The following is a 6,459-nucleotide window of genomic DNA, read 5'->3' as shown; positions in this document are numbered from 1 at the left end:
GGACGCGGCCGCGCCACCGCTCGCGCTGCCCGGCCCGGCCGCGCCACCGCTCGCGCTGCCCGGCCCGGCCGCGCCACCGCTCGCGTCGGCGGCGTCGCCGGAGGACACGCCGTCGCCGGTGGACGCACCGCTGCCGGCCGCCGCGTCCCGGGCCGGTGCGGTGTCGCCGGTCGGCGCTCCGGACCGGTCCCCGTCGATGGCCGTGACCTCGGGCGACGTGGGTTTCGTCGATGCGTTGCGGTGGCGCGGACGGCGCCGGCGCCGGGACCGCCGGCGGGGCGTCTCACCGGTACCGGATGCGGTGTTGGCGTCGTTTGTCGCATTGCTCGGCCGTGTCGTCGACCCGTCGGCAGGGGCACCCTGTTCGACGGCGGGTGTACGGTCACGGCTCGGCATGACACGACCCTAGCGCCCGCTTCCGAGACCGGTTGACGGGAACGGACGTGCCGGCGGACCGGCGCGCGCACCGACCGGTCGGGCCCACCACCCGGCTCGGTACGCTGGCCGGGCCATGAGCATGCACCCGGGCGGCCGCTGCCGCCGCACCCCGATCCGCACCGCCGACCGGTGCCCCGCCGTCCGTACCTGCCGGCTCGTCGCGAGCGCCGGTGGGCGGGCGAACCACGGGCGTCGGGTGGCCGCGCCGCCGGCCCGGTCGGAGCGCAGCGGGGCGCGGGCATGACCATCTCTCGACGGGAGCCGTCCGACGCGCAGCGCCGGGCCGCGGCCGAGCTGATCACGGTGCCGCCGGTCGCGGACGAGCTGGGGCAGCGGTTCGCCGCCGCCGGGCACCAGCTCCACCTGGTCGGCGGGTCGGTCCGGGACGCGTTGCTGGGTCGGCCCGGCGCGCTGCTGTCGGCCGGCGTCGACCTTGCCGACGCGCGCGAGCAGGACCTCGACTTCGCCACCAGCGCGCACCCGGAGCAGACGCTGGAACTGCTGACCGGCTGGGCCGAGGCGACCTGGACGACCGGCATCGCGTTCGGCACCATCGGCGCGCAGCGCCGCGGCCTGCGGATCGAGATCACCACGTACCGGGCCGAGGCGTACGACCGGGTCAGCCGCAACCCGATCGTCCGGTACGGCACGAGCCTCGACGACGATCTGGCCCGGCGCGACTTCACCGTCAACGCGATGGCGTTCTCGGTGCCCGGGCACGAGTTCGTCGACCCGTACGGCGGGCTCGTCGACCTCGCCGGCCGGACGCTGCGCACGCCGGGCGCGCCGGCCGACTCGTTCGGCGACGACCCGCTGCGGATGCTGCGGGCCGCCCGGTTCGTCGCGCAACTGCGGTTCGACGTCGACCCGGCGGTACGGCAGGCGATCGTCGAGATGGCCGCCGACCTCGGCCGGATCACCGCCGAGCGGATCCGGGACGAGCTGACGAAGCTGCTGATCGGCGCCGACCCGGTGGCCGGGTTGCGGCTGCTGGTCGACACCGGGCTGGCCGAGGTCTTCCTGCCCGAGCTGCCCGCGCTGCGGATGCAGATCGACGAGCACGCCCAGCACAAGGACGTCTACGAGCACACGCTCACCGTGGTGAACAACGCGGTACGGCTGGAGGGGCCGGACGGTCCCGACTTCATCCTGCGGATGGCCGCGCTGATGCACGACATCGGCAAGCCCGCCACCAAGGCGATCGGTGCCGACGGCGGCGTCTCGTTCCACCATCACGAGGTGGTCGGGGCGCGGATGACCCGGCAGCGGATGAAGGCGCTCAAGTTCCCCAAGGACACCATCGCCCAGGTGTCCCGGCTGGTCGCCCTGCACCTCCGGTTCTACGGGTACGGGCGGGGCGAGTGGACCGACTCCGCGGTCCGGCGGTACGTGACGGACGCCGCCGACCTGCTGCCCCGGCTGCACAAGCTGGTGCGGTCCGACTGCACCACCCGGAACCGGCGGAAGGCCGCCGGGCTGGCCCGCGACTACCAGGCGCTGGAGGACCGGATCGACCGCATCCAGGCCGAGGAGGACCTCGCCCGGGTACGGCCCGACCTGGACGGCAACGCGATCATGAAGCTGCTCGACATCCCGCCGGGCCCGGCCGTCGGCGCGGCCTGGAAGCACCTGAAGGAGCTGCGGCTGGAGCGCGGCCCGTTGCCGCCGGACGAGGCGGAGGCCGAGCTGTTCCGGTGGGCCCGCGAGCAGGGCATCATCGAGTAGCTCCATACCTTTCGGTAGCCGAAAGCCCGCTATCTGTGCACATCGGCGTGCTGTGATTGCCCTGTCGGATTCGCGCCGGCATGATCGCAGGAACCCCGTCACCGCCAGCGGCTGCGGAGCCGCACCGTGCCGTACGTCAGCGAAGGGAGTCCGAAGGTGCTGAACTTCATCCTGAGCCTCGCCCTGGCGTACGGGCCGGACATCGTCGCCGCGATCGTGGGCCTCGTGCTGTCGCTGATCATGATCAAGCGCCGCGGCTCGTTGTACGCGCTGTTCGGGTTCCTGGCGATGCTCGTCGCGGCCGGCATCGGCACCGTCGAACTCGTCTACGTCGTCTGGTTCGCCAGCCACAACCCGGACACTGCGCTCATGGTCAACCGGGTACTGGAAGGCGCACGCGACGTCGTGGCGCTCGCGTCCTGGGCGCTGATCCTGGTGGCGCTGTTCGTCAAGCCGAAGCCCGAGCCGGCGAAGTCCACCACCGCACCGGGTGGCGGGGCCACGCAGGCCGGCTGGCCGACCCAGTCCGCCGCCGGCCCGGCGCTCGGCGGGCAATCCGCGTCGGTCCCGGCGCAGCCCGGCACCGCCCAGCCAGGCAGCGCCCAGCCCGGCACCGCCCAGCCCGGCGTCGCTCGGCCGGTGTCGGGCCAGCCGGCGGCACAGCCCGCACCCGGGTTCGGCCAGCCGGTACCGGGTCAGCCGCAGCCCGGGTTCGCGCCGCAACCGCCGCAGCCCGGGTTCGGTCAGCCGCAGCCAGGGGCCGGTGGCAACGCGGGAACGCCGCAGTGGGGCCAGCCCGGCGCCGGCCCGTCGCCGTACTGATCCGGGTTCGGTGGTCCGGTCCTGACGTCCCGCCCCGCGGCGGCCGCCCCGGGATGCGGCGACCGCTTCCCGCCGGCTCGGCGGGTGGTCCGGTACCGCTACCGTCGGGGCCTCGCGCCGGCCGTCCGGTCAGTCGCGTCGTTCTTCCCAGTTGCACGGAGAGGACCCCGCCGATGCCCGGATTCGTCACCCTGCTCATCAACATCGCGCTCAGCCTGCCCGGCGTGGTGGTCGCCGGCATCGGGCTGGTGCTGTCGATGACCAACCGCCGCCGGCTCGGCGCCTCGTCCGGAGCGATGCTGATCGCGTTCGTCGTGCTGCTGGTGGCGGCGCTGGTCGGCGTCGGACAGATGCTCTTCGGCGTGTTCGGCCCCCAGATGACGGTCCGGAACCACTGGAGTTACAGCAGCCTGAGCCTGACGCTCGGGGGCGTCGGTGCGGTGCACATGCTGATCTCGACGGCCGGCTGGGTGGTGCTGCTGATCGCGATCTTCCGCCGCCGCGACACCGCGACGAAGCCGGCCACCCAGACCTGGAACCAGCCTCCGGCCGCCGGACAGTACGGCGCCGCCGCATCGCTGCCGGGCCAGCAGCCCGGTACGGCCACGCCGCAGTTCGGCACGGGCCAGCAGGCGGGTACGGCCCAACCGCAGTTCGGCGCCGGCCAGCAGGCGGGTGCGGCCACGCCGCAGTTCGGCACCGGCCAGCAGCCCGGTACGGCCCACCCGCGGTACGGCGCGGCCGAGGCTCCCGGGTCCCCGGCGGGTGAGCAGCAGCCCGGCGGCTGGACGACCCCCGGCGGCCCCTCGCCGTACTGACCGGGGAGGGAAATGTCGCGCTCATCCGGTTCGCCCTGCGGGGCGTTCCTGCCCGTCCACGCCCAGTAGCCTCTTCTCCCGGCCCGCGTCGCGCCGCGCCGCGCCGCCGTACCCGGGAGATGAGGCGCGATGCTCGACCTGATCGCGATCGCGATCGCGGTGCTGCCGTCCGGAGCGATGGTCGTCATGACCGTCGTGGGCCTGGTGCTGACGGTGGCGTTGCGTACCCGACTCGCGGCGGCCCGGACGCTGGTTCGGTGCGCGCTGGTCGTGTTGGCGATCGACGCGCTGCTGATCTTCGCGCCCGTCGCCGTGCTGAGCGACGCACCGCAACTGGTTCTTGGCAGCGACTGGGACACCCCCGACCTCGCCGTCTACGTCGGCACGCTGGGGTTGCTGCACACCGCGCTGACGGTGCTCGGCTGGGTGCTGCTCCTGCTCTCCCTGTTTCCCCGCCAGCGACCGGACCACCTCCCGGTGAACCACCCGACGCGCCCGTCGGCGTCCGCGGAGCGGCCGGTTCCGCCGGCGCCCGCCGACCCGGGCGGCGGCCCGATCGTCGCCGCGCCGGGCCCCGGGGTGCGCCCGGCCGTGCCACCGGCGGACGACTGAGCCCCGCAGTACGGCGGGGTCAGAGGCGGGCGAGGGCGCGGACCGGGAAGGTGGCCATGCCCTGCACCGGCGGGGGTACGGCGGTGAGCCGGGCACCGTGGTCCGGCAGCGCGGCGAGGTTGGTGAGGTGCTCGACGATCGGGATGCCGGCGCCCAGCAGTCCATTGTGGACGGGCCGGGTCCGGTCGGTGACGTCGTCCACGTTGAGCGCGTCGACACCGACCAGCGCGACGTTGGCGTCGATCAGCACCCGGGCCGCGTCGGCGGTCAGGTAGGGGCTTCCGGTCAGGTAGGCGGGCGTCCCCCAGTGCCGGGACCAGCCGGTCTCGATCAGCACCGCCTGCCCCCACAGCCGGCCCGGATCACCGAGCAGGGCCGCGCCGACGCTCGGTACGCCGACCGCGCGGATCACCGTGATCGGCACGTCGACGAGCCGTTCCGGTGCCAGCGCGGCGAGGTCGGCGCCGTCCGCGTGGTAGTGGTACGGCGAATCCAGGTACGTGCCGGTGTTCGCGACCAGGTCGATGCCGTGGATGGCGAACGAGACGCTCTCGGCGAGGTTCGCGGTGCTCTCGGCGCGGCTGGTGTGCTCCCGGATCACCGGGCCCGGCAGCCCCGGGTAGGTGACCATGCCGTCGGTGATCGGGTGGGACAGTTCGACGAAGCTCATGACACTCCACTGTGGACGGGATAGAGCCGCGGTACCAGGCGGTGGCCGAAGCCGACGACCGCGTAGCCGATGCCCACGACGAGTACCGCGGTGAGCGAGTGGCCGTCCGCCGGCAGCAGCACCGCGCCGAGGAACAGGCCCAGCACGTAGCAGATGTTGTACGTGGTGTCGTTGACGCTGAACACCCGGCCACGGAACTCGTCGGCGCTCTCCCGCTGCAGCGTGGTGTCCACCACGATCTTGGTGCCCTGCGAGGCGATGTTGATCGCGAACACCGCGATCACCAGCAGCACCTGCTGGAACGGCGACCCGAGTACCACGACGACCAGGCCGGCGCTCGCCAGCAGCAGCGTGACCCAGTTGCGGTCGCCGAGCCGGCGGGCCGCCGGGGGCGTGATCGCCGCGCCGAGGAACGAGCCGACGCCGCCGGCGATCACCACCGCCGCGAGCCCGACGATCGACTGCGTGTAGTCGTCCGGCGCGGGCAGGTGTCCGCCGGCGGTCGGGAAGTAGTTGCGGTACAACAGGAGCGCGGCGACCGTGAGCACCCCGTACAGGATGCGGTAGGCGGACTGTGCGGTCAGCACGGCGGTGGAGTCGGCGTGGCCGACCAGGTGCCGGGCGCCGGCGACCATGCCGCGCAGCACCGCGTAGAGCTCGGCCGGGACGGAGCCGCCGGCCGGCGCCGAGGCGTCCGGGCCGAGTTCCCGGCCGTGGAAGAAGAGGCCGGCGAGCACGCCGGCGACCAGGTAGCCGAGGGCGGCCGCAGTGGCGAGCAGCCCGTACCCGGCGGTACCGCCGCCGACGAGCACCTGTACGAGCGCCGAGACGCCGAGCGCGGCTGAGTTGCAGACCGTACCGAGGGTCGGCGACACGGCGTTCGCGGTGATCAGCCGTGGCCCATCGACGACGTGCGGCATCGCCGCCGAGTGCCCGGCCAGGATGAACCGGTTGATCCCGATCACCAGCAGCGCCAACAGGATGAACACCGCATTCGGGTGGCCGGTGTACAGCAGCGCCGCGGCCGGCAGCGCGAGCGCGCAGCGCAGCACGTTCGCGTAGCTGATCACGTTGCGGCGCAGCCACCGGTCCAGGAAGACCCCGACGAACGGCCCGAGGATCGAGTACGGCAGCAGCAGTACGGCGAAGCCGGACGCGATCGCGACCGGATCGGTGTGCTCGTTCGGGTTGAACAGGATGCTGCCGGCCAACGCACCGGAGAACAGGCCGTCGGAGAACTGGCTGGTCAGCCGGGCGATCAGGAGCCGCCGAAACCGCTGACCGGCCAACAGGACGCGCAGGTTCCGCTCGCTCGGCACGCCTGCGACCCTAACGGGTCGGCGAGTGACCGCCTGCCGGGCCGCGCCGCCGGCC

The 6,459-nt window shown here is 73.6% G+C and carries 6 protein-coding genes; 4 read left to right on the top strand and 2 right to left on the bottom strand.

Annotated elements, in window-relative coordinates; translation table 11 throughout:
• Window positions 1-678: 678 nt before the first annotated feature.
• From NUM_RS30105 to NUM_RS30090, 4 genes are all read left to right on the top strand, one after another.
• Window positions 679-2,163, top strand: a complete 1,485-nt coding sequence (locus NUM_RS30105) for a CCA tRNA nucleotidyltransferase (RefSeq protein WP_207128296.1) — start codon at window positions 679-681, stop codon at window positions 2,161-2,163.
• A gap of 126 nt (window positions 2,164-2,289) precedes the next feature.
• Window positions 2,290-2,985: a hypothetical protein gene (locus NUM_RS30100; RefSeq protein ID WP_207128295.1), complete on the top strand. Its 696-nt coding sequence runs from the start codon at window positions 2,290-2,292 to the stop codon at window positions 2,983-2,985.
• A 173-nt stretch (window positions 2,986-3,158) separates the two neighbouring features.
• Window positions 3,159-3,803, top strand: coding sequence for a hypothetical protein (locus NUM_RS30095; protein WP_207128294.1), 645 nt, complete (start codon window positions 3,159-3,161; stop codon window positions 3,801-3,803).
• A gap of 129 nt (window positions 3,804-3,932) precedes the next feature.
• Window positions 3,933-4,415: a hypothetical protein gene (locus NUM_RS30090; protein WP_207128293.1), complete on the top strand. Its 483-nt coding sequence runs from the start codon at window positions 3,933-3,935 to the stop codon at window positions 4,413-4,415.
• A 19-nt stretch (window positions 4,416-4,434) separates the two neighbouring features.
• Here NUM_RS30090 and NUM_RS30085 read toward each other — a convergent pair whose 3' ends face one another.
• Window positions 4,435-5,085, bottom strand: coding sequence for a cyclase family protein (locus NUM_RS30085; RefSeq protein ID WP_207128292.1), 651 nt, complete (start codon window positions 5,083-5,085; stop codon window positions 4,435-4,437).
• Window positions 5,082-6,404, bottom strand: coding sequence for an MFS transporter (locus NUM_RS30080; protein WP_207128291.1), 1,323 nt, complete (start codon window positions 6,402-6,404; stop codon window positions 5,082-5,084). Before NUM_RS30080 ends, NUM_RS30085 begins: the two co-directional genes overlap by 4 nt.
• Between the last annotated feature and the right edge of the window lie 55 nt (window positions 6,405-6,459).

This window comes from Actinocatenispora comari (assembly GCF_017312725.1).
Classification (GTDB): Bacteria; Actinomycetota; Actinomycetes; order Mycobacteriales; family Micromonosporaceae; genus Actinocatenispora; species Actinocatenispora comari.
Note: the sequence above shows the minus strand (reverse complement) of the source record. Positions and strands in the feature narration are given on the sequence as shown.

Excerpts from the sequence above, each read along its gene's own strand:
- NUM_RS30105 (WP_207128296.1), top strand. The coding sequence starts at position 679 with ATGACCATCTCTCGACGGGAGCCGTCCGACGCGCAGCGCCGGGCCGCG.
- NUM_RS30090 (WP_207128293.1), top strand. The coding sequence starts at position 3,933 with ATGCTCGACCTGATCGCGATCGCGATCGCGGTGCTGCCGTCCGGAGCG.
- NUM_RS30095 (WP_207128294.1), top strand. The coding sequence starts at position 3,159 with ATGCCCGGATTCGTCACCCTGCTCATCAACATCGCGCTCAGCCTGCCC.
- NUM_RS30085 (WP_207128292.1), bottom strand. The coding sequence starts at position 5,085 with ATGAGCTTCGTCGAACTGTCCCACCCGATCACCGACGGCATGGTCACC.